General features: G+C 73.1%; 28 protein-coding genes. 10 read left to right on the plus strand and 18 right to left on the minus strand.

Annotation, left to right across the window (positions count from 1 at the left end):
- Positions 1-13: 13 nt before the first annotated feature.
- From gatB to gatC, 4 genes are read right to left on the minus strand one after another with little or no spacing between them, the layout of a single operon-like run.
- Complete coding sequence (gene gatB / locus BN6_RS34865) at positions 14-1,516, minus strand: Asp-tRNA(Asn)/Glu-tRNA(Gln) amidotransferase subunit GatB (protein ID WP_015104566.1); 1,503 nt, start codon at positions 1,514-1,516, stop codon at positions 14-16.
- On the minus strand, positions 1,513-1,704 hold the full coding sequence (locus BN6_RS34870; RefSeq protein ID WP_015104567.1) for a hypothetical protein: 192 nt from the start codon (positions 1,702-1,704) through the stop codon (positions 1,513-1,515). The genes gatB and BN6_RS34870 overlap by 4 nt, the downstream gene beginning before the upstream one ends.
- A complete protein-coding gene (gatA, locus tag BN6_RS34875; RefSeq protein WP_015104568.1) occupies positions 1,701-3,200 on the minus strand; it encodes an Asp-tRNA(Asn)/Glu-tRNA(Gln) amidotransferase subunit GatA in 1,500 nt (499 codons plus the stop codon). Before gatA ends, BN6_RS34870 begins: the two co-directional genes overlap by 4 nt.
- On the minus strand, positions 3,197-3,496 hold the full coding sequence (gene gatC, locus BN6_RS34880; RefSeq protein WP_015104569.1) for an Asp-tRNA(Asn)/Glu-tRNA(Gln) amidotransferase subunit GatC: 300 nt from the start codon (positions 3,494-3,496) through the stop codon (positions 3,197-3,199). The genes gatA and gatC overlap by 4 nt, the downstream gene beginning before the upstream one ends.
- A gap of 206 nt (positions 3,497-3,702) precedes the next feature.
- Between gatC and BN6_RS34885 the strand changes: the two genes are divergently transcribed.
- Positions 3,703-4,356, plus strand: coding sequence for an ACT domain-containing protein (locus BN6_RS34885; RefSeq protein ID WP_041315165.1), 654 nt, complete (start codon positions 3,703-3,705; stop codon positions 4,354-4,356).
- 27 nt (positions 4,357-4,383) lie between these two features.
- On the opposite strand, the gene BN6_RS34890 is transcribed toward BN6_RS34885, so the two are convergent.
- The 3 genes from BN6_RS34890 to BN6_RS34900 all read right to left on the minus strand — a co-directional run bounded on the left by BN6_RS34890 (position 4,384) and on the right by BN6_RS34900 (position 6,285).
- Positions 4,384-5,109 carry a 3-keto-5-aminohexanoate cleavage protein gene (locus tag BN6_RS34890; protein ID WP_015104571.1) on the minus strand — a complete coding sequence of 242 codons (726 nt, stop codon included), beginning with the start codon at positions 5,107-5,109 and terminating at the stop codon, positions 4,384-4,386.
- A gap of 107 nt (positions 5,110-5,216) precedes the next feature.
- Positions 5,217-5,723 (minus strand): GNAT family N-acetyltransferase, encoded by a 507-nt coding sequence (locus tag BN6_RS34895; RefSeq protein WP_015104572.1) that lies wholly within the window; start codon positions 5,721-5,723, stop codon positions 5,217-5,219.
- 187 nt (positions 5,724-5,910) lie between these two features.
- Entirely contained in the window at positions 5,911-6,285 is a 375-nt protein-coding gene (locus tag BN6_RS34900; protein ID WP_041315168.1) for a DUF4345 domain-containing protein, read from the minus strand.
- 114 nt (positions 6,286-6,399) lie between these two features.
- Between BN6_RS34900 and BN6_RS34905 the strand changes: the two genes are divergently transcribed.
- Positions 6,400-7,332: an AraC family transcriptional regulator gene (locus BN6_RS34905; protein WP_041315171.1), complete on the plus strand. Its 933-nt coding sequence runs from the start codon at positions 6,400-6,402 to the stop codon at positions 7,330-7,332.
- 84 nt (positions 7,333-7,416) lie between these two features.
- Here BN6_RS34905 and BN6_RS34910 read toward each other — a convergent pair whose 3' ends face one another.
- Both BN6_RS34910 and BN6_RS34915 read right to left on the minus strand, forming a co-directional pair.
- Positions 7,417-8,067, minus strand: coding sequence for a hypothetical protein (locus BN6_RS34910; RefSeq protein WP_015104574.1), 651 nt, complete (start codon positions 8,065-8,067; stop codon positions 7,417-7,419).
- A gap of 8 nt (positions 8,068-8,075) precedes the next feature.
- The gene (locus BN6_RS34915) at positions 8,076-8,957 is read right to left on the minus strand and encodes a LysR family transcriptional regulator (protein ID WP_041315174.1); all 882 of its coding nucleotides are present in this window, start codon (positions 8,955-8,957) and stop codon (positions 8,076-8,078) included.
- Between the two features lie 19 nt (positions 8,958-8,976).
- Here BN6_RS34915 and BN6_RS34920 point away from each other — a divergent pair, with 19 nt between their 5' ends.
- Positions 8,977-9,816: a YeiH family protein gene (locus BN6_RS34920; protein WP_148303142.1), complete on the plus strand. Its 840-nt coding sequence runs from the start codon at positions 8,977-8,979 to the stop codon at positions 9,814-9,816.
- On the opposite strand, the gene BN6_RS34925 is transcribed toward BN6_RS34920, so the two are convergent.
- The 3 genes from BN6_RS34925 to BN6_RS34935 are packed head-to-tail and all read right to left on the minus strand — an operon-like array spanning position 9,792 to position 13,088.
- Positions 9,792-10,538 carry a succinate dehydrogenase/fumarate reductase iron-sulfur subunit gene (locus BN6_RS34925; protein WP_015104577.1) on the minus strand — a complete coding sequence of 249 codons (747 nt, stop codon included), beginning with the start codon at positions 10,536-10,538 and terminating at the stop codon, positions 9,792-9,794. The genes BN6_RS34920 and BN6_RS34925 overlap by 25 nt on opposite strands.
- Positions 10,535-12,457 carry a fumarate reductase/succinate dehydrogenase flavoprotein subunit gene (locus BN6_RS34930; RefSeq protein ID WP_015104578.1) on the minus strand — a complete coding sequence of 641 codons (1,923 nt, stop codon included), beginning with the start codon at positions 12,455-12,457 and terminating at the stop codon, positions 10,535-10,537. Before BN6_RS34930 ends, BN6_RS34925 begins: the two co-directional genes overlap by 4 nt.
- 1 nt (position 12,458) lies before the next feature.
- Positions 12,459-13,088, minus strand: coding sequence for a succinate dehydrogenase cytochrome b subunit (locus BN6_RS34935; protein WP_041315178.1), 630 nt, complete (start codon positions 13,086-13,088; stop codon positions 12,459-12,461).
- Positions 13,089-13,160: 72 nt separating this feature from the next.
- Here BN6_RS34935 and BN6_RS34940 point away from each other — a divergent pair, with 72 nt between their 5' ends.
- Positions 13,161-14,066 (plus strand): LysR family transcriptional regulator, encoded by a 906-nt coding sequence (locus BN6_RS34940; RefSeq protein ID WP_015104580.1) that lies wholly within the window; start codon positions 13,161-13,163, stop codon positions 14,064-14,066.
- Between the two features lie 10 nt (positions 14,067-14,076).
- Positions 14,077-14,583: a GNAT family N-acetyltransferase gene (locus BN6_RS34945; protein WP_015104581.1), complete on the plus strand. Its 507-nt coding sequence runs from the start codon at positions 14,077-14,079 to the stop codon at positions 14,581-14,583.
- Positions 14,584-14,713: 130 nt separating this feature from the next.
- Here the strand turns inward: BN6_RS34945 and BN6_RS34950 are convergent, their stop codons facing one another.
- Positions 14,714-16,585 carry a glycoside hydrolase family 9 protein gene (locus BN6_RS34950; RefSeq protein ID WP_015104582.1) on the minus strand — a complete coding sequence of 624 codons (1,872 nt, stop codon included), beginning with the start codon at positions 16,583-16,585 and terminating at the stop codon, positions 14,714-14,716.
- A gap of 85 nt (positions 16,586-16,670) precedes the next feature.
- Positions 16,671-17,681, minus strand: a complete 1,011-nt coding sequence (locus tag BN6_RS34955; RefSeq protein ID WP_015104583.1) for a methionine synthase — start codon at positions 17,679-17,681, stop codon at positions 16,671-16,673.
- Between the two features lie 207 nt (positions 17,682-17,888).
- Between BN6_RS34955 and BN6_RS34960 the strand changes: the two genes are divergently transcribed.
- Positions 17,889-19,301: a cellulose binding domain-containing protein gene (locus BN6_RS34960; protein WP_015104584.1), complete on the plus strand. Its 1,413-nt coding sequence runs from the start codon at positions 17,889-17,891 to the stop codon at positions 19,299-19,301.
- 174 nt (positions 19,302-19,475) lie between these two features.
- On the opposite strand, the gene BN6_RS34965 is transcribed toward BN6_RS34960, so the two are convergent.
- On the minus strand, positions 19,476-19,946 hold the full coding sequence (locus tag BN6_RS34965; protein WP_015104585.1) for an ABC transporter C-terminal domain-containing protein: 471 nt from the start codon (positions 19,944-19,946) through the stop codon (positions 19,476-19,478).
- A gap of 31 nt (positions 19,947-19,977) precedes the next feature.
- On the opposite strand from BN6_RS34965, the gene paaI reads away from it, so the two are divergent.
- Entirely contained in the window at positions 19,978-20,370 is a 393-nt protein-coding gene (gene paaI, locus BN6_RS34970; protein WP_015104586.1) for a hydroxyphenylacetyl-CoA thioesterase PaaI, read from the plus strand.
- Here the strand turns inward: paaI and BN6_RS34975 are convergent.
- The gene (locus BN6_RS34975; RefSeq protein WP_041315183.1) at positions 20,367-20,744 is read right to left on the minus strand and encodes a hypothetical protein; all 378 of its coding nucleotides are present in this window, start codon (positions 20,742-20,744) and stop codon (positions 20,367-20,369) included. The two genes, paaI and BN6_RS34975, sit on opposite strands and share 4 nt — an antisense overlap.
- 167 nt (positions 20,745-20,911) lie before the next feature.
- Positions 20,912-22,093 (minus strand): hypothetical protein, encoded by a 1,182-nt coding sequence (locus BN6_RS34980; RefSeq protein ID WP_041315186.1) that lies wholly within the window; start codon positions 22,091-22,093, stop codon positions 20,912-20,914.
- Positions 22,094-22,134: 41 nt separating this feature from the next.
- Here BN6_RS34980 and BN6_RS34985 point away from each other — a divergent pair, with 41 nt between their 5' ends.
- The 3 genes from BN6_RS34985 (at position 22,135) to BN6_RS34995 (ending at position 24,313) form a co-directional block, all read left to right on the plus strand.
- Complete coding sequence (locus tag BN6_RS34985) at positions 22,135-22,635, plus strand: DUF6584 family protein (protein ID WP_015104588.1); 501 nt, start codon at positions 22,135-22,137, stop codon at positions 22,633-22,635.
- Positions 22,636-22,651: 16 nt separating this feature from the next.
- Positions 22,652-23,521, plus strand: a complete 870-nt coding sequence (locus tag BN6_RS34990; protein WP_015104589.1) for a serine/threonine dehydratase — start codon at positions 22,652-22,654, stop codon at positions 23,519-23,521.
- A 78-nt stretch (positions 23,522-23,599) separates the two neighbouring features.
- The gene (locus BN6_RS34995) at positions 23,600-24,313 is read left to right on the plus strand and encodes a hypothetical protein (RefSeq protein ID WP_015104590.1); all 714 of its coding nucleotides are present in this window, start codon (positions 23,600-23,602) and stop codon (positions 24,311-24,313) included.
- Positions 24,314-24,335: 22 nt separating this feature from the next.
- On the opposite strand, the gene mnmA is transcribed toward BN6_RS34995, so the two are convergent.
- A complete protein-coding gene (gene mnmA / locus BN6_RS35000) occupies positions 24,336-25,418 on the minus strand; it encodes a tRNA 2-thiouridine(34) synthase MnmA (RefSeq protein ID WP_015104591.1) in 1,083 nt (360 codons plus the stop codon).
- Positions 25,419-25,420: the final 2 nt, after the last annotated feature.

Consider the following 25,420-nt stretch of genomic DNA (forward strand, 5'->3'; position numbering starts at 1 on the left):
TGGACGGACGTGACTACGAGCAGCGCGCGATGATCAGGTCGCGGACCTTCTTCGCGTCCGCCTGCCCCTTGGTCGCCTTCATGACCGCGCCGACGATCGCGCCCGCGGCGGCGACCTTGCCGTCGCGGATCTTGGCGGCCACGTCGGGCTGCGCGGCCAGCGCCTCGTCCACGGCCTTCTCCAGCGCCGAGTCGTCGGACACGACCTTGAGCCCGCGGGCCTCGATCACCGCCTCCGGCTCGCCTTCGCCCTCCAGCACGCCGGTCACCACCTCGCGGGCCAGCTTGTTGGTCAGCTCGCCTGCGTTGACCAGGGCGACGACCCGGGCGATCTGGGCCGGGGTGATGGCCAGCGTGCCGAGCTCGACGCCGCGCGCGTTGGCCTCCTTGGTCAGGTAGGCCACCCACCACGACCGGGCCTCGGCGGGGGTGGCGCCGGCTTCGACGGTCGCGGTGACCAGGTCGACCGCGCCCGCGTTGACCAGGTCGCGCAGTTCCGCGTCGGTCAGCGACCACTCGTCCTGGACCCGCTTGCGGCGCTCCCACGGCAGTTCCGGCAGGGTGCCGCGCAGTTGTTCGACCCACTCGCGGGACGGGGCGACGGGCACCAGGTCGGGTTCCGGGAAGTACCGGTAGTCCTCGGCGGTCTCCTTGGCGCGGCCCGGTGACGTGCCGCCGGTCGACTCGTCGAAGTGCCGGGTCTCCTGGCGGATGGTGCCGCCGCCGGCGAGCACCGCGGCCTGCCGCGTCATCTCGAACCGCACGGCGCGTTCGACGCTGCGCAGCGAGTTGACGTTCTTGGTCTCGGTGCGGGTGCCGAACTCGGTGGCGTCCTTGGCCATCAGCGACACGTTCGCGTCGCAGCGCAGCGAGCCCTGGTCCATCCGGACGTCGGAGACGTCCAGCGCCTTGAGCAGGTCGCGCAGCGCGGTCACGTAGGCGCGGGCGACCTCGGGGGCGCGCTCGCCGGTGCCGGTGATCGGCTTGGTGACGATCTCGATCAGCGGGACGCCGGCGCGGTTGTAGTCCAGCAGCGAGTGGTCCGCGCCGTGGATGCGGCCGGTGGCGCCGCCGACGTGGAGGGACTTGCCGGTGTCCTCCTCCATGTGGGCGCGCTCGATCTCCACGCGCACCACGTCGCCGTCGTCCAGGGTGACGTCGAGCCAGCCGCCGAACGCGATCGGCTCGTCGTACTGGGAGGTCTGGAAGTTCTTCGGCATGTCCGGGTAGAAGTAGTTCTTCCGGGCGAACCGGCACCACTGCGCGATGGAGCAGTTGAGCGCCAGGCCGATCCGGATGGCCGACTCGATCGCCTTGCCGTTGACCACCGGGAGGGCGCCGGGCATGCCCAGGCACACCGGGCAGGTGTGCGTGTTGGGCTCGCCGCCGAAGAGGTTGGCGCAGCCGCAGAACATCTTCGTGTTGGTGTGCAGCTCGACGTGCACCTCCAGCCCCAGCACCGGGTCGAACCGCTCGATGACCTCGGCGTAGTCCATCAGCTCGTGCACCGCGGTCATGCCTCGCCGTCCTTCCGCAGACCCCGCACGGCCAGCGCCGCGCCGGTGATCGCCACCAGGATGCTCGCGACGGCGTTGACCAGCGCCAGCTTGTCGTTCCTGCCACGCGCGGACTTCAGCGTGGAGAACGCGCTGGCCGCCGCGCTGCCCGCGCCGAGCAGTGCGAAGATCGATCGGGCCTTCTTCATCGCGCCACCGCCAGTTCCGGCACGCCCGCGAGCACGGAGCCCCGGGCCGCCTCGTAAGCCGCCGCCACCCGGTACATCCGGTGGTCCTGCAACGCCGGGGCCATGATTTGCAGCCCCACCGGCAGACCGTCCTCATCGGACAGTCCACTCGGGACGCTCATGGCGGGCGTGCCGGCCAGGTTCGCCGGGATGGTGCAGAGGTCCGCCTTGTACATGGCGATCGGGTCGTCCGCGCGCTCGCCGATCTTGAACGCCGTGGTGGGCGTGGTCGGCGACACCAGCACGTCGACCTTCTCGAACGCCTGCTGGAAGTCGCGGGTGATGAGCGTGCGCACCTTCTGCGCCGAGCCGTAGTAGGCGTCGTAGTAGCCCGACGACAGCGCGTAGGTGCCGATCATGATGCGCCGCTTGACCTCCGCGCCGAAGCACTGGTCGCGGGTGATCGCCATGACCTCTTCGGCGCTGCGGGTGTCGTCGTCGCCGTGGCGGGCGCCGTAGCGCATCGCGTCGAAGCGGGCCAGGTTGGACGACGCCTCGCTGGGCGCGATCAGGTAGTACGCGGGCAGCGCGTAGTCGAAGCTCGGGCAGGAGATCTCGACGACCTCCGCGCCCAGCTGCTTGAGCTGCGCGACGGCCGCCTCGAACGAGCGCAGCACGCCCGCCTGGTAGCCCTCGCCGCTGAACTGGGTGACCACGCCCACCGTCACGCCGGACAGGTCGCCGTTCGCGCCCTCGCGGGCCGCCGCGACGACCGGCGGGACGGGCGCGTCGATCGACGTCGAGTCCATCGGGTCGTAGCCGGCGATCACCTCGTGCAGCAGCGCCGCGTCGAGCACGGTGCGCGCGCACGGGCCGCCCTGGTCGAGCGAGGAGGAGAACGCCACCAGGCCGTAGCGGGACACGCCGCCGTAGGTGGGCTTCACGCCGACCGTGCCGGTGACCGAGCCGGGCTGGCGGATCGAGCCGCCGGTGTCGGTGCCGATCGCCAGCGGGGCCTCGAACGCGGCCAGGCTCGCCGACGAGCCGCCGCCCGAGCCGCCCGGGATCCGGTCCAGGTCCCACGGGTTGCGGGTCGGGCCGAACGCGGAGTTCTCGGTGGAGGAGCCCATCGCGAACTCGTCCATGTTGGTCTTGCCCAGGATCACGATGCCGGCCTCCTTGAGGCGGCGGGTGACCGTGGCGTCGTAAGGCGGCTTCCACGTCGCGAGCATCGCCGAGCCGCAGGTGGTCGGCACGCCCTCGGTGGTGAAGACGTCCTTGAGGGCCAGCGGGACGCCGGCCAGCGGGCCGACCGGCTTACCGGCGGCGATGTCGTCGTCGACCCGCTTGGCGGCTGCGAGCGCGCCCTCGGTGTCGACGTGCAGGAACGCGTGCACCGCGCCGTCGACCTCGCCGATCCGGTCGAGGTGGGCCTGGGCGACCTCGGTCGCCGACACCTCCCGGCTCGCGACCTTGGCGGCCAGCTCGGCGGCGGTGGAACGAATGAGATCGGTCATGCTTCCTCACCCAGGATGCGCGGAACGCGGAAGCGACCGTCCTCGGCGGCGGGGGCGCCCGCGAGCGCCTGCTGCTGACCGAGGCTGGGACGCACCACGTCCTCGCGGAACACGTTGGTCAGCGGAACGGCGTGCGAAGTGGGCGGGATGTCCGCGGTGGCGATGTCGCCCACCGTGGCCACCGACTGCAAGATCACGTCGAGCTGGCCGGCGAACAGGTCAAGCTCGTCGTCGGTGACGGCGAGCCTGGCCAGGCGGGCCAGGTGCGCGACCTCGTCGCGGGAGATGCTGGGCATCTCGTCAACCCCCGTGGGTCGGTTTACTCGGATCGGGACCCGCCGAGTCTATTGGCAGGTCAGGGACGAGTCCGACGGGGTTGTCCGGCCCGCGCGCGGGGGTGCGGGATTTTACCGTGGCGCAACGCCCCCGGTGGGTCGGAAAGCGAAGCTGCGTCTGCGAGAATCATCGGCCGAATCTCCGAACCCCTTGGAGGCGTTGCACCGTGTCCTTCCTGATCCGGGTCCAGCTCCCGGACCGCCCCGGCGCCCTGGGTGCGGTCGCCTCCGCGCTGGGTGAGATCGGGGCCGACATCCTCAGCGTGGACGTGGTGGAGCGCAGCGTCGGCGTCGCCATCGACGACCTGGTGGTGGAGCTGCCGTCCGGCCGGCTGCCGGACGTGCTGATCACCGCGGCCGAGTCCGTCGACGGGGTCGAGGTGGACGCGGTCCGGCCGTACGCGGGCGTGCTCGACACCCACCGCGAGCTGGAGCTCGTGGAGGAGGTGGCGGAGGAGCCCAAGCGCGGCCTGGAGGTGTTCACCGAGGGCGTGCCGAAGATCATCCGCGCCGGGTGGGCGGTGGTGGTGCGGTCCGACAGCGCCGGCGTGCACCGGGTCACCGCGTCGACCGCGGCCCCGGAGACCCGGATGACGAACCCGCCGTGGATGCCGCTGGCGCGGGCGACCGTGCTCGACGGCGAGGAGGACTGGGTGCCCGAGACGTGGCGCGAGCTGGGCACCGAGCTGGCGGCGACGCCGCTGGGCAAGCCCGACCGGGTGCTGCTGGTGGGGCGTCCGGGCGGGCCGATGTTCCGGGCGGCGGAGGTCGCGCGGCTCGCGCACCTGGCGGGCATCGTGTCCGTCGTGCTGCCCGACTAGCGGCATCGAGCGGGCGGGACGGGCGGGTCAGCGGACGGCGTTGGCCCGGATGGCGCGCTGCGCGTAGCCGACGAGCTGGGCGTTGTCGCGGGTCCGGTCGCCGTCCGGGTTGAGCAGGGTGTCCTCCAGGCCGATCCGGGTGTCGAGTTCGAGGCGGGCGGCGTGGTCGAGCACCGGCCACGCGCTGTCGTCCTCGCCGTGCAGCAGGATCGGCGGGCCGAGCGGTTCGAGCAGGCGCAGCAGCGCCTCGGCGTCGGCGGTCGTGCCGCCCGGCCGGACCTCGGCCAGGATCCGGGTCGTGCCGTCCGGGACGCCCGCGCGGCGCAGGGCGTGGGCGGCGTCCTCGTGGAACACCCCCAGCTCGATGCCGACGCCCGCGTCCCGCAGCGCGTGGGCCGCGTCGAGCCAGCCGTCCTCGTGGACGTTCACCGAGGCCACGTCGGGGCGGCCGGCGGCCAGTCCGGCCCAGCCGCGCAGCAGTTCCGCGCGGCGCACCGGGTCCGGCTGGATCCACGCGGCGGTCGTGACGCCCAGTTCGGCGTGCGGCGCGGCGGCCCGGACCACGGCGACCGCGGTCGCCACCTCGGGGCCGGCCAGCACCTCCAGCCCGACCACGTCGCGCGGGTGCAGGTGGAAGTGGGTGACGCCGAGCGCGACCAGCGCGGCGGCGTCGGCGGCCAGCTGCCGCGGCGTCACCGGCAGCGCCGGGTGGCTGTCGGTGGCGCGGGCACCGTTCAGGCAGGCCTGGAGCACGTCGACCAGCCTCGCACGCGCCGGGTGGGGCCGCGAGTCGCCGACCCGTTCAGGCGCGTGCCGGTCCAGCGCCCGCCGGACGGCTGTCCGTCGGGCGTCCGGGCAGGTCAGGCCAGTTCTAGGCTGAACGCGTAGGCGATCAGCTGGACGCCGGGCACCGGGTTCCAGTCGCGCTCCGGGAACCGCTGGAACCCCAGCCGCCGGTAGAGCCGGTGGGCGGTGGTCATGGTTTCCGCGCTGCTGAGCACCACCCGCCGCGCGCCGACCTCGCGGGCCCGCGCGATCACCGCCCGGACCAGCGCCTCGCCCACGCCGCGGCCGCGCGCGCCGGGGCTGACCGCGAGCATCCGGAACTCCACCTCGCCGGACCGGCTGACCTCCGCGTACGGGGTGCCGGGCAGGGCGATGGTGACGGTGCCCAGCAGGGTGTCCGCCACGTCCACGGCGACCAGGAGCTCCGCCTGCCGCGCACGGGCCCGGGTGTCGGCGAGCTGGTCGGCGTAGCCGCCGCTGTGGCCGTCGATGTACCGGTCGACGGCGTAGGCCTCCACCGTGATCGCACCGGCCGCCGCCCACTCGTCCTCGCGCGCGGGCCTCACCACCACATCGGCCATCTGCTTCCCCTCCCGCTCTGGTGTCCCCAGCCAAACCCGCCGGACGGCGTTCGATCAAGGCGCGCGCCGTTTCCGCACGTGAGCGATCCGCAACTGTGCGGGTCCGCCGGGTGTCGGGCTGTGCGGGGCGTGGCCAGTCTGACCGAGGGGGACGCTCGCGGCCGGTGCCGGCCGGCCGCGCGAGGGGTCAGGCGGGACGTGACCCGAGCACGCGCAGGCACGCCAGGCCGAGCAGGACCTCGGCCACCGCGGCGGCGAGCAGGCTCGCGGGCGGGAGGCCGTCGAGGGCGAGGCCGAGCACCCGGGACAGCCCGTAGGACAGGTGCAGGATCGTGCCGACCAGCGCGGCGGTGGCGGTCAGGCGGGGTGCGAACGCGCCCGCCACGACCAGCACGCCGGTGGCCAGCAGCGCGCCGCCGGATGCCCTGATCTCGCTGAGCAGGGCCGCCGAGTCGCCCAGTTCGGTGCCGTTGAGGGCGTGGAACGCGGCGGGGGCGAACAGGGTCGCCGCGCCGACGACGGCCAGTGCCAGACCGGCCAGGATGAGGATCGCCTTGTGCATGCCGCCCAGTCTCGGAACCCGGCGCCGCGCCGGGCCATGGCCGGTGCGCCGGGGTTCGTTGCCGTTCGTCCTCCACCGTGGACGGTGTGGCGCGGCCGGTGCGAGCATCGCCGCATGACGCGTCCCTTCCCGCCGTCGCAGGACCAGCTCGGCGAGGCGCTGCACCTGTTGCGGCTCACCGGGACGTTGTACTGCCGGGCCGAGCTGACCGCGCCGTGGGGCATCTCGGTGCCCGCGCTGGACGGGTTCATGACGTTCGGGATCGTCACGGCCGGCACGTGCTCGTGGGAGGTGGACGGGGCCGCGCCGCTGACGTTGGGGCCGGGGAACCTGGTGCTGATACCCCACGGCACGCCGCACCGGGTGCGCAGCGCCGCCGGGGTGCCGGTGGCGGAGCTGTTCGGGCTGCCGGTGGAGCGCATCGGCGACCGGTACGAGGTGCTGCGGCACGGCGGGGGCGGCACGGCGGCCCAGGTCACCTACGGGGTGGTGCGGTTCGACCACGTGGCGGCCAAGCGCCTGGTGGCGCAGTTGCCGCTGGTGCTGCGGGTGGACGCGTGGGACGACGACTGGCTGCACAGCACGCTGCGGCTCATCGCGCGGGAGGCCGCCGAGCCCCGGGCGGGCGGCGAGACGGTGATCACCCGGCTGGCCGACGTGCTGGTGGTGCAGGCGATCCGGACGTGGCTGGACACCGCGGCCGAAGCCCGGGTGGGGTGGTTGGCGGCGCTGCGCGACGTGCACGTGGGGCGGGCGTTGACCGCGCTGCACCGGTTCCCGGAACGGGAGTGGACAGTCGCCGGGCTGGCCCGCGAGGCGGGCATGTCGCGGTCGGTGTTCGCGGGCCGGTTCACCGAGCTGGTGGGCGAACCGGCCATGCGCTACCTGACCCGGTGGCGGATGCAGCAGGCGCAGGAACACCTGCGGCACACCACGGAGACGGTGGGCGCGGTCGCGCACCGGTTCGGCTACCAGTCCGAGGCCTCGTTCAGCCGCGCCTACAAGCGGACGTTCGGGGTGTCGCCCGGGACGGCCCGCTCAAGCTGACCGCTCAGGCCGACCGCACAAGCTGACGCTCATGCCGACCGCACAGGCCGGCCGCTCAAGCCGACCGCTCAGGTCGACGGCGGCTCAAGCGGGCGGGTCGGCCAGGGCGTGGACCAGGTCGCGCAGCTCCAGCAGGCCGATCGTGCCCTCGGGTGCGGCCGACGCGGTCTCGACGCGGCCCAGGCGCTCGGCGGCCAGCCGCTCGCCGAGCGTGACGTCCAGCGGCAGGAACGTCATGGTGCGCCGCTGGGTGTCGTCGAGGTCGGCGAACAGCGGGTGGAACACGGCCACGTCGACCAGGCCGTCGGTGACCTGCGCGACCACCCGGACGTCGGCCAGCCGCACCGCCTTCGGGCCCAGGTTGACCGTCACCAGGGTCGGGTCGGGCACCGGCGGCACCGAGTCGTGGTACTCCCAGATCATGTCCTCCGGCGGCGCGGCGGCGGCCCACGCGTCCGTGTAGGGGCGCAGCCTCGGGTCCTCCTGGCCGCTGACGACCAGGGCGTAGATCGCGCGGTGCCCGCGTTCCAGCGAGAAGTGCAGGTCCGGGTGCAGCGCGGCGACCAGGTCGCACAGCTCGTTCTCCAGCCGGTGCGGTTCGCCGTCGCCCAGCGCCGCGCTGATCTCGGGCAGCAGGTCGAGCCAGCCGCGCCAGAACGCCGCCGCGGCCTCGGCCGGGTTGGGCAGGTGCACGGGCGGGGTCTCGGGTTCGGTGCGGCGGCGGAACCAGCTCATGGCTTCATTTAACTACGCCGGACGGCGACCGCGAGGAGTTCCGCGGCAGGTCCCACCAGCCGCCGGCCGCCCGCCCACACGGCCCGCAGCACGCGCCGCAGGTCCAGCCCGGCCACCGGCACCTCGACCAGTCGCCCGTCGGCCAGGTCGAGCGCGACCGCGAGCACGGACAGCACGGCGGGCGCGACGCCGGCCACGACCGCGCCGCGCACGGCCGTGGTGGAACCCAGTTCGAGCGCGGGCGGCACCGCGCCGGGCAGCGCCTTGTCGAGCGTGTCACGGGTGCCGGAGCCGCGTTCGCGCACCACGAGCGGGGTGGCGGCGAGTTCGGTGACGCTCACCGGGCGCGTGGCCCAGCGGTGGCCGGGCGGCACGACGACGGCCAGCCGGTCGACCGCGACCTTGCGGGTGGACAGGCCGCGCACCGCGCCGGGCGCTTCGACGAACCCGAGGTCGGCCGCGCCCTCGCGCAGCAGCCGCAGCACGGTCTCGGAGTTCGTCACGCGCAGGCCGACGTGCAGGTCGGGGCGGGTGCGGCGGAGTTCGCCGATCCAGACCGGGGCGAGGTGCTCGGCGACGGTCATGCTGGCCGCGACGCGCAGCCCGGCGTCGCGTTCGGCGCGCAGCGCGTCCGCGCCCGCGAGCAGCCCGGCCACCTCGTCCAGGACCCGCCGGGCCCGTTCGGTCACCACCACGCCCGCCGGGGTGAGCGCCGAGCCGCGCCGGCCCCGGTCGACCAGGACCAGCCCGAGCCGGCGTTCCAGGGTGGACAGTCGCTTGCTCGCGGAGGGCTGCGCCACGCCGAGCTCCTGCGCGGCGCGCCCCAGGCTGCCCAGCTCCCCGACGAGCACCAACAGGCGCAGCGACGCCAGGTCCGGCGGCTCGGTCATAGCCTGAGGGTATGACTTCATCGCCGGGTTGCGGCTACCGGGGCGGGCCCGGCGCGCCGACCGTGGTGGGGTGCTGATCGCCGCGCTCGTGCTGGGTGTCCTGGTGGGTGGCCGGTTGCCGGACCTGGCGCCGCCCACCCGCAAGCTGCTGCGCGCGGGGGTGGTGCTGCTCGGCCTCCAGCTGTCGCTGCCGCAGCTGCTTGACCTCGGGCCGGGAATCCTGGTCGCGGCCGTGGTCACGGTCGGCGTCACGTTCTTCGGCACGCTGTGGCTGGGCAGGTGGTTGCGGCTGCCGCGCGGGTTGACGTTGCTGGTGGCCAGCGGGTTCTCGATCTGCGGGGCGTCGGCCATCGCGGCGGTGTCGACCGAGCGCGACGAGGAGCACGTGGCCACGAGCGTCGCGCTGGTCACGCTGTTCGGGACGCTGACGATGGTCGTGCTGCCGCTGCTGGGCGCGTCGCCGGAGTGGATCGGGTTGAGCGTGCACGAGGTGGCGCAGGTCGCCGCCGCCGCGCCCGCGTCCGGGATGGCGACCGCGATGGCGGTGAAGCTGAGCCGGGTGGTGCTGCTCGCGCCGATCGTGGCCGGGGTGAGCCGGCAGCGCGGGCCGGTGGTGCCGCTGTTCCTGGTCGGGTTCCTGGCGATGGTCGCGGTGCGGTCGACCGGCGTGCTGCCCGCCGGGTTCCTCGACGGCACCACGACCGTGACGACCGTGCTGTTCGCGGCGGCGATGTTCGGGCTGGGCACGGCGGTCCGGCCGCGCGCGCTGCTCGCGACCGGACCGCGCGCCCTGCTGCTCGGGCTGCTGGCGACCGTCCTGGTGTGCTCGGTGGGCTACCTGTCGCTGCGCGTGGTGTGAGCGCGCAGCAGGTCGGCGTTGAGCCGGGCGATCGTGGTCAGCGGGATCCCCTTGGGGCACGCCGGGGTGCACTCGCCGGTGTTGGTGCAGCCGCCGAACCCGAGCGCGTCGTGCTCGGCCACCATGTCCCGCGCCCGCGAGTACCGCTCGGGTTGGCCCTGCGGCAGCACGCCCAGGTGGGTGGCCTTCGCGGCGGTGAACAGCATCGCCGACCCGTTGGGGCACGCCGCGACGCACGCGCCGCACCCGATGCACGCCGCCGCCTCGAACGCCGTGTCGGCGTCCGGTTTCGGCACGGGCGTGGCGTGCGCGTCGGGCGCGCTGCCCGCGGACACCCCGACGTACCCGCCGGCGGCCACGATCCGGTCGAACGCGCCCCGGTCGACCACGAGGTCGCGCACCACCGGGAACGGGTCGGCCCGCCAGGGCTCCACGGTCAGCACGTCGCCGTCGTCGAAGCTGCGCAGGTGCAGTTGGCAGGCGGTGGTCGCCTTCTGCGGGCCGTGCGCGACGCCGTTGATCATCACGCCGCACATGCCGCAGATGCCCTCGCGGCAGTCGTGGTCGAACGCCACCGGCTCCTCGCCGGCGAGCACGAGCCGCTCGTTGAGGACGTCGAGCGCTTCGAGGAACGACATGTCCGCCGACAGGCCGTCGAGCGGGTACTCCACCAGCCGCCCGGTCGCGCCGCTCTGCCGCCAGATCCGCAAGGTGAGTTTCACGCGTAGCTCCGGGTGCTCGGCTGGACGTGCTCGAAAACGAGGTCTTCCTTGTGCAGCACGGGTTCGGCTCCGGTCCACTGCCACGCGGCGACGTAGGAGAACCGGGCGTCGTCGCGCCGCGCCTCGCCGTCGGGGGTCTGCGACTCGGTCCGGAAGTGGCCGCCGCAGGACTCCTCGCGGTGCAGCGCGTCCACGCACATCAGCTCGGACAGCTCGAAGAAGTCCGCGACCCGGCCAGCCTTCTCCAGCTCCTGGTTGAGCCGCGCGCCGGTGCCGGGCACCTTGACCCGCTGCCAGAACTCCTCGCGCAGCTCCGGGATCCGGTCCAGTGCCTTGCGCAGCCCGGCCTCGTCGCGCTCCATGCCGCACTCGTCCCACATCAGCCGCCCCAGCTCGCGGTGGAACGACTCGACCGTGCGGTCGCCGTCCACCGCGAGCAGGGTCTTCACCCGGCCGCGCACCTCGGACACGGTGTCCGCCACGGCCGGGTGGTCCTGGGTGAGTGGTTCGAAGGGCGCGTCGGCCAGGTAGTCGCCGATCACGCCGGGCAGCACGAAGTAGCCGTCCGCCAGGCCCTGCATGAGCGCGCTCGCGCCCAACCGGTTCGCGCCGTGGTCGGAGAAGTTCGCCTCGCCGATCACGTACAGGCCGGGGATGTTGGAGCGCAGGTCGTAGTCGACCCACAGGCCGCCCATCGTGTAGTGCACGGCCGGGTAGATGCGCATCGGCACCCGGTACGGGTCGTCGCCGGTGATGCGCTCGTACATCTCGAACAGGTTGCCGTAGCGCTCCTGCACGGCGTGCGCGCCCAGACGTGCGATGGCGTCGGCGAAATCGAGGTACACGCCGCGTTTCTCGTCGGAGATGTTCTTCGCCGCACGGGACGCGATGTCGCGCGGCACGAGGTTGCCGAACGCCGGGTACATGCGCTCCAGGAAGTAGTCGCGTTCGCCTTCCGGGATGTCGTTGGGGGTGCGCGTGTCCTGCGCGTTCTTCGGCACCCACACGCGGCCGTCGTTGCGCAGCGACTCGCTCATCAACGTCAGCTTCGACTGGTGGTCGCCGCTGATCGGGATGCACGTCGGGTGGATCTGGGTGAAGCACGGGTTCGCGAACAGCGCGCCCCGGCGGTGCGCCCGCCAGATCGCGGTCGTGTTGCAGCCCTTGGCGTTGGTTGACAGGTGGAACACGTTGCCGTAGCCGCCGGTCGCGAGCACGACGGCGTCGGCGAAGTGCGTCGACACCTCGCCGGTGACCAGGTCGCGCACCACGACGCCGCGCGCCCGGCCGTCCACCACGAGCAGGTCCAGCATCTCCGTGCGCGGGTGCATCTCCACCCGGCCGGCGCCGATCTGGCGTTCCAGCGCCTGGTAGGCGCCCAGCAGGAGTTGCTGCCCGGTCTGGCCGCGGGCGTAGAACGTGCGGGAGACCTGCGCCCCGCCGAAGGACCTGGTGTCCAGCAGGCCGCCGTACTCGCGGGCGAACGGCACGCCCTGCGCCACGCACTGGTCGATGATCTCGACGCTGACCTGCGCCAACCGGTGCACGTTCGACTCGCGGGCGCGGAAATCACCGCCCTTGACCGTGTCGTAGAACAGGCGGTGCACGCTGTCGCCGTCGTTGCGGTAGTTCTTGGCGGCGTTGATCCCGCCCTGCGCGGCGATGCTGTGCGCGCGGCGCGGGCTGTCCTGGTAGCAGAACGACGTGACCCGGTAGCCCAGTTCGCCCAGGGTCGCGGCGGCCGCACCGCCGGCCAGGCCGGTGCCCACGACGATCACGCTGCGGTTGCGGCGGTTGGCCGGGTTCACCAGCCGCGCGGAGAACCGGCGGCGGTCCCAGCGGGACTCGATCGGGCCGACCGGCACGCGCTGGTCGGAGATCGGGTCGCCCTCGGTGTAGAGCGGGAGGTCAGACGGCATGTCAGCTCACCAATCCGGTGAAGACGGCGAAGGGAACGGAGAGGAAGCCGCCGCAGACCACGACGGCCGCGGCCAGGCCCACCACCCGTGAGGTGGTCACGCCCAGCGTCTGGGTCGCGCTCCACACCCCGTGCCGGATGTGGAAACCCAGCGCGAGCACGGCGACCGCGTAGGCCAGCACCACGTACCAGTGCTGGAAGTCGGCGACGACGTTGGCGTGGATCGCGCCGTGCACGCCGTTCGGGTTGAGCCACCCGACCGTGAGGTCCAGCAGGTGGTAGACCACGAACAGGCCGATGATCACGCCGCCCCACCGCATCGTGCGCGCCGCGTAAGAGCCCTGGACGACCCGCCGGTGCTCGTAGCGGCCACGGGCTTTGCGGGCCCGCGCGGTCAACTGGTAGGCGGCGACGAAGTGCAGGACGACGCACGCCAGCAGCGCGGCCCGTACCGGCCAGACAGCCCCGATGTCGCGCAGGAACTTGCCGTACGCGTCGAGCGTGCCCGGCCCGGCGAAGATCGACAGGTTCCCGAGCATGTGCACGATGACGTAGAGGAACAGCACGCCCCCGGTGACCGCCATGACGGCCTTCTTGCCGATCGTGCTGCGGTAGAGCCGGATCGTGTCCACGCCGTCGACGCTAGGAACCCACGCGACAAGTCGTCCAATACATCGTGAGCTACTTGACGATAGCCTGAGGCTATGACGCTCCAGCAGCTCGCATACTTCCTGGCAGTGGCCCGGACGCGGCACTTCACCAAGGCCGCCGAGGAAGTCCGTGTGGCGCAGCCCTCACTGTCCAAGCAGATCCACGCGCTGGAGAAGGAGCTCGGCGCGGAGCTGTTCAGCCGGGCGCGCGGCAACATCACGCTCACCCCCGCCGGCGAGGCGCTGCTGCCCGTCGCCAACCGGATCCTGTCCGATGTGGACACCGCCCGGCTGGAGGTCGCCGAGCTGGTCGGGCTGCGCCGGGGCCGGGTCCGGGTCGGCGCGACGCCCAGCCTGTGCGGGAGCCTGTTCGCCGACGTCATCAAGCGCTACCACGACGCCTACCCGGGCATCCGGGTGTCGGTCACCGAGAGCGGGTCGCGGGACCTGGTGGCCGCGCTGGAGGCGGGCGACCTCGACCTGGCGCTGGTCATCGTCTCGCCCGCCGACGCCAACCGGGCGCTGACCGTCCAGCCCGTCCTGCGCGAGGAACTCGTCGTCGCCTCCGCCGAACCGCTCGGTGTGCCCCGGCTGCGCCTGCCCGACCTCGCCGACCACCCGCTGGTGATGTTCCGGCCCGGCTACGACCTGCGCGAGACCACGCTCGCCGCGTGCCGGCGCGCCGGGTTCGAGCCGCAGTTCGCGGTGGAGGGCGGCGAGATGGACGCCGTGCTGCGGTTCGTCGAAGTCGGCCTGGGGGTGGCGATCGTGCCCAGCACCGTGCTGGCCACCCGGTCGCTGCACGGCACGCCGCTCGCGCCCGGCACCAGCCGCACGGTCGGTCTGGCGCACCGGACGGACGTCGCGCCGACCACCGCCGCGCGGGCGTTCCAGAGCGTGCTGCTGAGCTTCCTGCGCGGGGCCCGGATGCCGGCGGGCGTGCACCTCACCACGTCGTAGGCTCGCCGCCGTGCTCATCCGACGCGAGACCCCCGACGACGTCCACGCCATCACCGCGATCACCGACGCGGCCTTCGCGGCCGACCCCGGCGGTGAGGCGTGGCTGGTCACCGAGCTGCGCGCCGACACCGGCTGGATCCCGGAGCTGTCCCTGGTCGCCGAATCGCCCGAGGGCGCGATCATCGGGCACGTGGTGTGCACGCGGGCCGCGCTCAACGACGGGCCGGCGCTCGGGCTCGGGCCGTTGAGCGTGCACCCCGACCACCAGCGGCGCGGCGTCGGCAAAGCCCTGGTGCACGCCGTGCTCGGCGCGGCCGACGCGCTCGGCGAACCGCTCGTCGCCCTGCTCGGCGACCCCGCCTACTACTCCCGGTTCGGCTTCCGGCTCGCCGCAGAGCACGGCGTCGAACCGCCGAACCCGGAGTGGGCCCCGCACTTCCAGGTCCGCACCCTGCACGCCTACCGCCCCAACCAGCGCGGCACGTTCCGGTACGCCGAGCCCTTCGAACGCCTGTGACGACACGCCTCTGACGACACACCGGCGGTGACGCGCGAACCGTGGCGGTGACACGCGAGCCGTGGCGCGCCGGCGGTGACGCGCGGGAGGGCTCCCGCCAGGCGCGGCGGGAGCCCTCCCGGACCCGCGGCTAGGACAGGGCGAACGCGACCGCCGCCGTGGCGGTGAAGTCGATCGCCGGCTCCGAACTGGGCCACGAGGTCAGCTCGTCGACGAACCGCGACGCCGACGAGTCGAACTCCTTCGTGTACGGCTTGGCGCACGCGATCGCGCCCGGCGGCATCTCGCCGAGGTCGGCGAACAGCGCGGCGGCGTTCGGCCCGTTGATCACCGCGCCGACCAGCACGCGCTTGCCGCCGTTGGGGTCGCCGGAGAGGTTCGCGGCCTGGTGGTGCGGGCACTGCGGGAACTTGCTGCCCACCCCGACCACGAGCGTGGTGCCCCACGCGTTCGCGCCGAGCGTGAAGTTGCGCTGCCGCACGCCGAACGCGTCGAACGACTTGTCGCCGGTCAGGTCGCGGAACAGCCGCGCGGTCGCGGCGAACCCGAAGCTGCGGGTGGCCGCGTCGAACGCCGCGACGTCCGCCGCCGTGCGGAACGGGCTGCGCGCCGCGCTGTCCACACCGGTCTGGAGCTGGCGGCGCAGGTCGCCGACCACCTGCGCCTCGGTCACCTCCGCGCCCGGGATGCCCGCGCGCAGCAGCTTCACCAGGTCGTAGTGGCCCAGCGCGCTGGTGTTGTAGACGTTGAGCGTGTCGGCGTCACCACTGGCCAGGTAGACCTTCGCCCAGTGGGTGGCGGCCCTGGCCCAGCCGGTCGCGCGCGAGTCGCCCAGCGCCTTGCCGGCCAGCGCAAGCTGGGTGGCGCCGAACTCCAGGTCGTCGGCCCACGAGTCCTCGGGGTAGTAGGCGTGCGGGAACGCCGAGACCAGCTCGCCGACGTCGGTCGTCTTGGCCAGCGCGAACAGCGACGCCGCCTGCTCCAGGTGGTCGCGGGCCAGCTTCGGGTCGCGGCGCGCCTCGACCTGGGCGGCCAGCGCGAACGACGCGCTCACCCGGCCGACCAGGTTCGGGCTGATCTGCTCGCCCGGCTTGTTGGCCCGGAACACCGGGCGGTTCTTGATGAAGTACTTCTCGTCGCCCGGCTTGACGCTGAGCCGGTCGTCGTCCTCGGGCAGCCGCCACACGTCGTGGTCGCCGACGAAGCCGTGCTCGGCGCTGCCGGTGCCGATGCCGACCTGCGCGTAGAGCACCTTCGCGTCGGCGTCCCAGACCTTGTCCAGCCAGCGCAGGCCGAACCTGGTCTCGGCGGCCAGCGCCGGGTTCTCCCGGTCGCGCTGCGCGATCAGCAGCGACGCGGTCGCGTAGGCGGAGGCGTGGGTGAACTTCACGAAGTCGCCGGCGTCGAACCAGCCGCCCTCGACGTCGGCGGTCGTCCCGGTCGACTTCAGCGGCGCGGCCAGTTCGTCGCCGCCCTCGCCGCGGAAGACGGGGGTCTCGTAGACGGTGGCCCTGCGGTCGGTCAGGTGGGCGGGCTTGCGGTCCAGCCGGCCCGGGACGACGTCCGCGCCGTCGCGCTGCGCCTGGAAGAACTCGACGGTGTTCGCCGCGACCGGGGCGAACAGGTCGTCGCCGACCTTGAACGCCGGGGACGTCGCGCCGCCCGCCTTGACCCGGTAGGTGCCCGCCCGGTCCAGCGCGGAGAAGTCGATCGGGTGCACCGCGCCGAACTTCGCGCTCCACCTGCCCAGCGACTTGCCGACCTGGCCGGTCAGCGCGGTCCGGCCGGCCGCGTCCAGCACGGTGAACCTGCCCGACACCGCCGAGGGCACCATCAGGTAGGCCTGCTTCGCCTCGGACCGGCCGTACCCGACCTGGTCGACCCGCACCTGCGGGGCCGAGGCCCGGACCGACACCCCGTCCGGGTCCGGCGCTGCGTGGGCGGGTGTCACCGCCACCGAACCGATCAAGGCGAACGCCAGCACCCCACGTGGGAACCGCATGGAACCTCCGCTCCGGCCGGCGGCGGTGGCCTTAAGTAAAGAAACTTCCCTAATTACCGGGAAGACTAGCCGCCGGCCCGACCGGTTACCAGTCCTCGGGCGGCTCCAGGAACGCCTTGCCGGTGTCCCGGGTCAGCGCCAGCGCCCGGCGCACCCACGCCGCGCTCGCGCCGGCCATCCCGCACGCCGGGGTCGGCAGGGCGTGCGCGGCCAGGATCGAGCGCGGGAAGCCCAACCGGTCGACCAGGTCCAGCGCCGGCTTCGCCAGCTCGCGCAGGGTCGGCGGGCGACCCGGGTCCAGGCTCGGGGTGAGCCCGAGGAACAGCGCCGTGCGCTCCTCCCACGCCTCGCCCACCTCGTCCCACCGCCCGGCGTCCAGAACGGACACGTCGAACGCGATCGCCTTCGCCCCCGCCTCGCGCAGCAACGTGATCGGCGGCTCCGCCGCGCAGCAGTGCACGACGACGTCGACGCCGACCCCCTCGATCACCGACGCCAGCAGGGCGCGCGCGTCGGGCTCCGGCACCGCGGCGACCGTGCCGAGCTTCGAGGGCGTGGGCAGCAGCCCGCGCAGGACGGCCGGCAGCGTCGGCTCGTCGAGCTGCACGACCACCCGCGCGCCGGTCCGCTTGGCCACCTCGGCCGCGTGCCGGGCCAGCCCCTCGGTCAGCGACGCCGCGAACTCGCGCAGCGCGCCCTTGTCGGTCAGCACCCGGTGGCCGCGCGCCAACTCGACGTTGGCGGTCAGCGTCCACGGTCCGGCGGCCTGGACCTTCACGGTCTTCGGGGCCCGCCCCTCGGCCGCCTCCTCGAACGCGTCGAGGTCGCGGCGCAGGAAGTCCACCCCGCGCCGGTGGTCCTTGCCGACGTGCGCGGCGGTCCGGTAGCCGGCCGGCACGAGCTCCACCGGCAGGTCGACCAGCAGCGCGGCGGTGCGCCCGATGATGTCCGCGCCGACCCCGCGCGCGGGAAGTTCGGGCAGGTGGGGGAGGTCGGGCAGCTCGCCCAGGACGATCCGCGCGGCCTCCAGGGGGTCGGTGCCGGGCAGGGAACCGATGCCGGTAGCGGCGCCGGCGGGCCAAGGTGCGTCATCCACGGGGCACAGTCTCCCACCCCCGTTTCCGGCCCGGTCAAAACTGAAAAGGTCTAGACCCATTGACGAGGTGGTCTAGGCCACCTACCGTCACCTTGTCGGTGCTGACAGTTGCGACGGCACCGCACACGACGTGGTGTGGGGGCGTGCCGCGCCCCGCGCTCCCGCACCACTTCCAAACCCCGTCCCCCTGCCACGGGAGCAAGTGCGATGTCGAACAAGCGCAAGAGCCTGGCCGCCCTCGCGGCCGGAGTCGCCGCGGCGGTGACCACGGGCCTCGTCCTGGTCGCGCCGGCGGGCGCGGCCGCCTCACCCACCGCCGTGTTCAGCCAGGACTCGTCCTGGGGATCCGGCTACCAGGGCAAGTACACGATCACCGCGGGCAGCTCGGCGCTGTCCGGCTGGAAGCTGGAGTTCGACCTGCCGGCCGGCACCAAGCCGGGCTCCTACTGGGACGCCACGCTGGCCAGCTCCGGCAACCACCACACGTTCACCAACCGCGAGTACAACGGCACGCTCGCGGCGGGCGCGAAAGCCTCGTTCGGGTTCCTGGCGAGCGGCACCGGCCTGCCGGCCAACTGCAAGCTCAACGGCCAGCCGTGCGGCGGCGGGCCCACCACCACCTCGCCGAACCCGACCACCACCACGACGTGGTCGACCTCGTCGTCCACCAGCACCACGACGACCACGTCCACCACGTCGAGCAGCACGACCACCACGACGTCGACGTCGACCACGACCCCGCCGCCCGGCAGCATCAAGTCCGCGCCGTACGTGGACATCACGATGCCGACGCCGTCGCTGGAGTCGATGGCCCGCGCGACCGGCCAGAAGGTGTACACGCTGGCGTTCGCGCTCGCCGACAGCTCGGGCTGCAACCCGTCGTGGGGCGGCACCATCCCGCTCAACGACAGCCGGATCATCAACGACGTCAAGGCGTTGAAGGCGCTCGGCGGCGACGTGATCGTGGCGACCGGCGGCGCGGCCGGCCCGTACCTGGAGTACTCCTGCTCCACGGCCGACGCCCTGCTCGCCGCGTACAAGAAGGTGCTCGACGCGGTCGGCAGCAACCACCTGGACGTCGACGTCGAGGCGTCCATCCCGCACGACATGGTCAACACGGCGCTGAAGAAGCTCCAGACCGAGCGCGGGACGTCGATCAGCTACACGATGCGCATCCAGGGCGACGACTACGGCATGGACCCGTACTCGGTGTCGATCCTGCAGAACGCGGCGGCCAAGGGCCTCACCGTCCTGGTCAACCCGATGACCATGGAGTTCGGCACGTCGCGGCCGGACTGGGGCGACGCGGTGATCGCGGCGGCGGAGTCGACGCTCAAGCAGATGAAGACCATCTGGCCCGCGAAGTCCGACGCGGAGCTCAAGCGCCTGCTCGGCGTGACCCCGATGATCGGCCGCAACTTCAACGGCAAGATCTTCACCCAGGCGCACGCGAACAAGCTGGTGGCGTGGGCGAACACGAACAAGATCGGCCTGCTCGGCTTCTGGTCGGTCGGCCGCGACAACGGCACCTGCCCCGGTGGCGGCATCTCACCGACGTGCAGCAGCATCTCGCAGTCGCTCTACGAATTCACGAACATCTTCAAGGGCTTCACCCAGTAGATCCCTGCACGCAGTAAATCCCTGCACGGTGGCGGGGGCCGGCGGACGTCCGACGCCGGCCCCCGCCACCTCCCCTTTTCCGGAGCTGTGCCACCCGCAGACCGAACCCCTGCCCGACGACCGGACGCGGTGCCGGTTGCCCGCGGCTGGACCGCCCCCGAGTGGCGGGGAGCGTCAGAACAGTGGGGTGAAGTGGACCTTGAACGCCGGGTCGGGTTCCTTGCGGGTCGACTTGGCCAGCCAGTGCTCGCCGGGGCGGACGATCGTGGCCGCGTAGCAGTTGCGTTCACCACCGGTGTCCAAGACCCCCACGCATTCCGTCGGTGGGTTCTCCCGGCCGACCAGCAGCTGCACGTTCGCCGTGAGACCAGCGTCGACGTACACCGCGACGAAGCCGAGCACGTCCGCCCGGTAGACGGTGTTCAGGCTCCCGTCCGTGCGCGGCCGGTCGAGGCCCAGCGGCTGGGCACGGCGTTCCAGGGCCGTCACGGCGCTCTGGGCTGCCGTGGTCAGCGCCGCCACCCGCGCCACGTCCGACAGCAGCGGCCGGACCGCCTCGACTTGCGCCGACAGTGCGGCGACCTGGCGTTCGAGGCCGGCCACCCGGTCTTCCAGCTCTTCCTCGCGCCGCTTCGCCCCGAACACCCGACCTCCTGTGCGGCCTTACAGTGCAACCATGGACGGACCCGCGCAGATGCTCGCCAACGACCCCGCGTCGACCGCGCTCGGGATCAGACCGCTCGCGCTCTCCGACGGTTCCGCGACGCTCGCGATGACGGTAACCGAGCGGATGATCAACGGGCACGGGATCGCGCACGGCGGGTATGTGTTCCTGCTCGCCGACACGGCGTTCGCCTGCGCCTGCAACCGCCCCGGGTCGGTGACGGTCGCGGCGCAGGCGGAGATCGACTTCCTGGTGCCGTGCGGGGTGGGTGACGAGCTGGTCGCCACCGCCGTGGAGCGGGCCCGGTTCGGGCGCAGCGGGATCTACGACATCACCGTGCGCCGGGGCGACGAGGTGGTGGCGGAGTTCCGCGGCCGGAGCCGGACCCTGCGCTCCCGGGACTAGGCGGAGCGGCGCAGGCCGATCACCTGCAGGACGATGAACCCGAGCACGGCCACCGCCTGCGCCACGATCACCACCGCGCCCAGGGTGGTGACCGGGAACCAGCCCGCGAAAGCGGTCAGGAAACTGTCCAGCACCCACACGAAATTGCCCACCACGACCACGCCGACCAGCGGGCGGATCGGCTTCACGCCGAGCCCGAAAACGCCCACGCCGTACACCACCAGGAATACGCCGAGGCCGATCACCAACGCCCGGGGCAGGCCGAGCGGAACGTCCACCAGGAGGGCCAGCACGCCCATCCCGCCGGAGGCGACACCGTCGAGCTTGAGGGCGAAGCGGAGGAAACCGTCGTTGCGGACCTGAGTTGTCGTCATGGCTCTGAAGCTAGGGTCGCGGGCACTGCCGGCTCGACGTCGAACACTGCCAACCACTGCCAGTTCCGGCAGGTCGACGTGGGTTTGTCCAGTCCGGGGCGTGCCCAGGCCGGGGTGTGGCCGGTCCGGGCTTGCCCAGTCCGGAGTGTGCTCAGTCCGGGGTGTGCTCAGTCCGGCACGCGCGCGGACAGGTCGGCGGCGACCAGCTTGGCCCCGGCGTTCTGCCAGTTGTGCAATGTGCGCTCGGGGACCTGGTTGACGAACCAGGCCAGCGCTTTGCGCGCGTTCGGGTCGAGGTCCTCGCGTTTCGTCCGGCGGGAATACGGCCGAATTCCCACCACGTAGTAGAAGTACAGCGCGTTGTAGTGCCGCCACTCGTCGCTGGTGCCGAATTCGCCGTCCCGCGGTTTCAGCCGGAGAATGCTCTCCAGCAGCAGCGACTTCAACTCGGCGGCGCGTTCCAGCGGTTGGTCCGGCGCGCCGCGCGCGGCCAGCCGGGCGTCGATCACCGGCAGCCGGGTGAGCGGGTTGGCGACCAGCCTGCCGAGGTCGCCGTAGCCGCTGAGCGCCCGCCGGGTCGACTTCACCAGGTCCAGCTCGTCCAGCGCCGTCCGCTGGTCGAGCTTCGGCAGCGCCTCGACGGCCTCGCGCAGCTCGGCCCGTTCCGCCGCCACGGTCGGCACCGCCACCCGGTCCACGACCGCCGCCAGCGGGTTGGCCAGCACCTGGAGGGCGATCGCCGCCGCGACCGTCCCGTAGAGCAGCGGCGTGAGCCGGTCGTCCAGGAACAACGCCACCTGCCCGCCGAACACGGCCGCCAGCCCCGCCGAGCCGAGCAGCGAGCGCACCATGTCGGCCCGGATCGCCTCGCCCTCGTCGAACGCGTCGCGCAGCGCCACCAGGACGCCGAACAGCAGCAGGTCTACTCCGATCGAGGCAATCAGCCACACCGATGGGGTGAACCCGGTGAAGACGAGCGCCGACCCGAGCAGGAACATCAGGGTCGCCGCGCCCAGCAGCGTCCGGGTCCGCCGCACGTACAGCAACAGCGCGAAACCCAAGGGCGGCAACACGACCAACGGCAGGAACCACGCCGCGACCAGCAGCGGGACCGCGCTCCACCGCCACCACCGGTCGTAGCGCTCCGGCAGCCGGCAGACGATCGCCCCTGTCCACGCCACCGCCGGAACCGCCAGCACCACGGGCGGCACCGGCAGCGCCAGAGCCGCCGCGTAGGCCACCAGACCTGCGGAAGCCCGCCGCAGCACGGGCTTGCGCGGATCCCTCGCCACCAAGTACAGACCCAGCCACCAGGCCAGGCCGAAAGCCGCCAACGACACCCCGATCACCCGAGGATCCTACGGTTGCGCTCACTGGGACGATGTGGCTCATGCCTGTCGAGCTGACGCTTCGCAAGGCCGCCGAAGAGGTCGAGCGTGGCGATCTGGCCAGCGTCCTGCGTGCCCGGCAACGGCTCGTCGGGCTGGTCACCAGCTACCCGCACCGGCTGGACCTGCGCGACCGGCTCGCCGAGGTGTACCGGGTGCTGGGCGACACCGCGCAGGCCGGCCGCTGGAGCTACCTCGCCGACCGCCGCGACGAGGCCGAGATCGCCGCGTTCGAACGCGCCTACCGCACGCCCGAGGCCCGCCTGGCGTCGCTGAACTGGGCCACCGGCGAGGCCACCACGGAAACCGCCCGGATCCGGCTGACCGCGTTGCGGGGCGCGGTGTCCGAGCAGCTGCGGGCCGAGCTGGCGGTGGCCGACGACCGGGACTCGTCGTGGACCACGAACATCCTGGTGCTGCTCGGCCTGATCGTGGTGCTGCTGTGCTTCGTGGTCGGCGCGGTGACGCTCGTCATGTGGGTGTACAGGGGGATCGCCGGGTAGGCGCATCCTTGACGGCATGACCTCCGCCGACGTCGTCGCCGCCGCCGACCGCATCCGCCCGCACGTCCGCCGCACACCCCTGTGGCGGGTCGAGGTCGACGGCCGCCCGCTCGTGCTCAAGCTCGAACACCTCCAGCTCTCCGGCTCCTTCAAGCTGCGCGGCGCGGTGAACACGCTGCTCACCGCCGACGTGCCGGACCGGGTGGTGACCGCGTCCGGCGGCAACCACGGCCTGGGCGTGGCCACCGCGGCCCGGCTGCTCGGCACCCAGGCCACGGTGTACGTGCCGGTGAGCGCGCCCGAGGGCAAGGTCCGCCGGATCGAGGCGGCGGGCGCGAAGCTGATCCGGGCCGGGGCGACCTACGCGCAGGCCGTGGAGGCGGCGCGGGAGGCGTCCGGGTTCTACGTGGAGGCGTACAACGACCTGGCCGTCATCGCCGGGCAGGGGACGGTCGCGGCCGAGGTGGTCGAGGACGCGCCGGACGTCGACGTCGTGGCGGTGGCCGTGGGCGGTGGCGGGCTGGCCGCCGGAGCGGCCCTGTCCGGGCTGCACGTGGCCGCCGTGGAGCCGGAGAACTGCCGCGCGATGCACGACGCCCTCGCCGCCGGTGAACCGGTCGACTCGGTGGTGGACTCGGTGGCCTCCTCCGCGCTGGGCGCGAGCCGGGCGGGCACCGTGCCGTTCGGCATCCTCCAGGCCGCCGGGGCGTCGTCGGTGCTGGTCAGCGACGACGAGCTGCTCTCGGCGCGGGACCGGCTGTGGGAGGAGTTCCGGCTGGCCGTGGAACCGGCGGCGGCAGTGCCGTTCGCCGCCTGGCTGCACGGGCGGATCCCGGGCACCGTGTGCGTGGTGCTGTGCGGCGCGAACACCGACTGGACGCCCTGAGTACGCACTGGGGCGTACGTCGGGGTGCCGCTTCCCACGGGACGTGGTTCGACGCGCGGGTGAGCACCATTCGGTGACATGACCACGCGTGTCGCGTACCGGGTCGCCGCGGTGCTGTTCCTGTCCGGGCTGTTCCACCTGGTGGTGTTCTTCGTCGCCGGCGGGCCGTGGGAGGGGCCGGTGTCGTGGCGCAAGCCGGTGACGTTCGGGCTGTCGTTCGGGCTCACCCTGGCCACCTACGCCTGGGTGGGCGGGTTCCTGCGGCTGGGTACGTCTCGGCTGGGTACGTCTCGGCTGGGTACGTCTCGGCTGAAGGCGTTCTGGATCGGGCTGTTCACGGTCGCCTCGGTGCTGGAGGTGACGTTGATCGGCGTGCAGGCGTGGCGCGGGGTGCCGTCGCACTTCAACGAGGCCACCGCGCTCGACACGGTGGTCACCCGCTGCCTCACCGCCGGCGGGGTCATGATCATCGTGTCGGTGGTGGCGCTCGTGGTCGCCGCGTTCCGAGCCGTGCACCTCGCGCCGAGCATGCGATTGGCGGTTCGGGCAGGCGCGGCGAGCCTGGCCGTGGCGCTGGCGTTCGGCGGGCTGATGATCGCCGAGCGCGGCGGCTCGTGGAAGCTGTCGCACGGCGTGGCGATGCACGGCGTCCTGCTGCTGCCGCTGCTGGCGTGGCTGCTCGCCTTCACCACGGGGGACGAAGCACGCCTCACGCGCGTGGTCGGGACGGCCGCCGCGGGCTACGGGGCGCTGGTCGTGGCCGCGGCGGTGGTCGACGCCGTCAGCCTGTAGGGCCGGTGGTGGTGCGGCGCCGTCAGCCCGTGGTGCTGATGGTGGCGCTGGCCAGCACCAGGTCGCCCGCCGCGTCCGGCCGGTACACCGCGACCGCCTGGCCCGGCGCGACGCCGCTCAACGGCTCGCGCAGGTGCACGTGGAGCTCGCCGTCGACCAGCTCGGCCACCGCCGGGGCGAGGCCGCCGTGCGCCCGCACCTGGGCGACGCACTCCACCGGGCCGGCGAACTCGATCCGGGTGACCGGGGTCCGCGCGACGATCTCGGTCACCGCGAGCTTCTCCGCCGCCCCGACCCGGACCGTGCCGGAGACCGGCTCCAGCGACAGCACGTACCGGGGCCGGCCGTCCGGCGCGGGCGCGTCGATGCCCAGGCCCTTGCGCTGGCCCACGGTGAACTCGTGCACGCCGGCGTGCCGGCCGAGCACCGCGCCGGTCTCGTCGTCCACCAGCAGGCCGGGCTGCTCGCCCAGCCGCCGGGTCAGGAAGCCGCGGGTGTCGCCGTCCGGGATGAAGCAGATGTCGTGGCTGTCCGGCTTCTCGGCCACCTGCAGGCCGCGCTCGGCCGCCTCCGCGCGCACCTCGGTCTTGGTCGAGCCGCCCAGCGGGAACATCGCGTGCGCCAGCTGCTCGCCGGTCAGCGAGGCCAGCACGTAGGACTGGTCCTTGCCGTCGTCGGCGCTGCGCCGCAGCTCCGGCCGGCCGTCCACGGTGGACAGCCGGGCGTAGTGGCCGGTGCACACCGCGTCGAACCCGAGGCCGATCGCCTTGTCCAGCAGGGCCTCGAACTTGATCCGCTCGTTGCACCGCAGGCACGGGTTGGGCGTGCGGCCGGCCGCGTACTCCGCGACGAAGTCCTCCACCACGTCCTCGGTGAACCGCTCGGCGAAGTCCCAGACGTAGAACGGGATGCCCAGCACGTCCGCGGCGCGCCGCGCGTCACGCGCGTCCTCGACCGTGCAGCAGCCGCGCGCGCCGGTGCGCAGCGTGCCAGGCTTCGCCGACAGCGCCAGGTGCACGCCGGTCACGTCGTGACCAGCCGCCACCGCCCGCGCCGCGGCCACGGCGGAGTCCACCCCGCCGCTCATCGCCGCCAGCACCCGCATCC

The organism is Saccharothrix espanaensis DSM 44229 (assembly GCF_000328705.1).
Taxonomy (GTDB): Bacteria; Actinomycetota; Actinomycetes; order Mycobacteriales; family Pseudonocardiaceae; genus Actinosynnema; species Actinosynnema espanaense.

Excerpts from the sequence above, each read along its gene's own strand:
- gatB (WP_015104566.1), bottom strand. The coding sequence starts at position 1,516 with ATGACCGCGGTGCACGAGCTGATGGACTACGCCGAGGTCATCGAGCGG.
- BN6_RS34870 (WP_015104567.1), bottom strand. The coding sequence starts at position 1,704 with ATGAAGAAGGCCCGATCGATCTTCGCACTGCTCGGCGCGGGCAGCGCG.
- gatA (WP_015104568.1), bottom strand. The coding sequence starts at position 3,200 with ATGACCGATCTCATTCGTTCCACCGCCGCCGAGCTGGCCGCCAAGGTC.
- gatC (WP_015104569.1), bottom strand. The coding sequence starts at position 3,496 with ATGCCCAGCATCTCCCGCGACGAGGTCGCGCACCTGGCCCGCCTGGCC.
- BN6_RS34895 (WP_015104572.1), bottom strand. The coding sequence starts at position 5,723 with ATGGCCGATGTGGTGGTGAGGCCCGCGCGCGAGGACGAGTGGGCGGCG.
- BN6_RS34900 (WP_041315168.1), bottom strand. The coding sequence starts at position 6,285 with ATGCACAAGGCGATCCTCATCCTGGCCGGTCTGGCACTGGCCGTCGTC.
- BN6_RS34905 (WP_041315171.1), top strand. The coding sequence starts at position 6,400 with ATGACGCGTCCCTTCCCGCCGTCGCAGGACCAGCTCGGCGAGGCGCTG.
- BN6_RS34910 (WP_015104574.1), bottom strand. The coding sequence starts at position 8,067 with ATGAGCTGGTTCCGCCGCCGCACCGAACCCGAGACCCCGCCCGTGCAC.
- BN6_RS34915 (WP_041315174.1), bottom strand. The coding sequence starts at position 8,957 with ATGACCGAGCCGCCGGACCTGGCGTCGCTGCGCCTGTTGGTGCTCGTC.
- BN6_RS34930 (WP_015104578.1), bottom strand. The coding sequence starts at position 12,457 with ATGCCGTCTGACCTCCCGCTCTACACCGAGGGCGACCCGATCTCCGAC.
- BN6_RS34940 (WP_015104580.1), top strand. The coding sequence starts at position 13,161 with ATGACGCTCCAGCAGCTCGCATACTTCCTGGCAGTGGCCCGGACGCGG.
- BN6_RS34950 (WP_015104582.1), bottom strand. The coding sequence starts at position 16,585 with ATGCGGTTCCCACGTGGGGTGCTGGCGTTCGCCTTGATCGGTTCGGTG.
- BN6_RS34960 (WP_015104584.1), top strand. The coding sequence starts at position 17,889 with ATGTCGAACAAGCGCAAGAGCCTGGCCGCCCTCGCGGCCGGAGTCGCC.
- paaI (WP_015104586.1), top strand. The coding sequence starts at position 19,978 with ATGGACGGACCCGCGCAGATGCTCGCCAACGACCCCGCGTCGACCGCG.
- BN6_RS34975 (WP_041315183.1), bottom strand. The coding sequence starts at position 20,744 with ATGACGACAACTCAGGTCCGCAACGACGGTTTCCTCCGCTTCGCCCTC.
- BN6_RS34985 (WP_015104588.1), top strand. The coding sequence starts at position 22,135 with ATGCCTGTCGAGCTGACGCTTCGCAAGGCCGCCGAAGAGGTCGAGCGT.
- BN6_RS34990 (WP_015104589.1), top strand. The coding sequence starts at position 22,652 with ATGACCTCCGCCGACGTCGTCGCCGCCGCCGACCGCATCCGCCCGCAC.
- BN6_RS34995 (WP_015104590.1), top strand. The coding sequence starts at position 23,600 with ATGACCACGCGTGTCGCGTACCGGGTCGCCGCGGTGCTGTTCCTGTCC.
- mnmA (WP_015104591.1), bottom strand. The coding sequence starts at position 25,418 with ATGCGGGTGCTGGCGGCGATGAGCGGCGGGGTGGACTCCGCCGTGGCC.